Annotated in this window: 1 protein-coding gene; it reads right to left on the reverse strand. The window is 47.1% G+C overall.

The window, feature by feature from the left end:
• Positions 1-7: 7 nt before the first annotated feature.
• The coding region (locus tag CHU92_RS06350; protein ID WP_094413733.1) for an IS30 family transposase at positions 8-1010 on the reverse strand (1003 nt) is incomplete at its 5' end.

The following is a 1010-nucleotide window of genomic DNA, read 5'->3' on the forward strand; positions in this document are numbered from 1 at the left end:
GCCATGTTCAAGTTATAAGTGCAACAGGCCAAGTAGATTTTAGTTTTTCAATTGGGCTAATGTAGCCAAACTTTCTGACTTTTCTGTTGTTTATTAATTTTTCAATTTCTTTGATTCGCTCCTGGCTTACCTTGCTCAGGTCGCATCCCTTGGGCAGCCACCTTCTTATCAGTCCTATGCGGTTTTCCACCGTTCCCTTGTCTTGGGAAGTGTAGGGCCTTGTAAAATAGGTTTTAACCCCATGTTCCTGAGTTATTTTCATGTGCTGGGCAAACTCTTTTCCGTTATCAAAGGTCATGGTTTTAATCCAGCTTGTTCCCATCCGGGCTATCTTTTGGTTGATAAGCCGTGCGATTTGCTCTGCGTTTTTGTCCTCAAGCTTGTCAAGGGTTGTTATTAATGTGGCCCGGTCGGTCATTACCAGCAAGGGAGGCCCGTGCTTTTTGCCCATCATAAGATCCACTTCAATATCCCCTATCCTATTGCGTAGATCGACTACTTTGGGGCGTTGCTCTATTGATATACGGTCTTTAATGCTTCCCCTGTTGTCCTTATAGTTTCCCCGTTTGCGCCTCCTGCGCCCATGGCGAAGATAGTTGTAAAGGCTTTTGAAGGGCCTATCTTCTTGCTTGTTGCTTTTCTTGCAGGCCCATATCCATTGATAGATCCGTTCGTGACTCAGCCCTTCAAGCCCCGCAAGGCGAAGTTCCACGGAGATCAGTTCGGGGCTTAGCCGTTCATGCTCCATCCAGTGTTTTATCTGGTACTTGAGCGCCCAGGTGAGTTTGGTTCTTTTGTACTTGCAGTGGTGGCGCTGCCAGGCCTTTTGATGGGCCGCAGCACCACGGTAAACTCCACAGTGGAGGCCTCTCTTGCCAACGTTGCGGTTGAGTTCACGGCTGATGGTGCTCCTATGGACACCTATCAGTTTAGCTATTTCGGATTGGGATTTGCCCAGGCGTAAATAGCATTCAATTTTATACCTTTGTGCAAGGTCAAGCTGTTTGTAT

It is taken from the genome of Flavobacterium cyanobacteriorum (assembly GCF_002251835.1).
GTDB lineage: Bacteria > Bacteroidota > Bacteroidia > Flavobacteriales > Flavobacteriaceae > Flavobacterium > Flavobacterium cyanobacteriorum.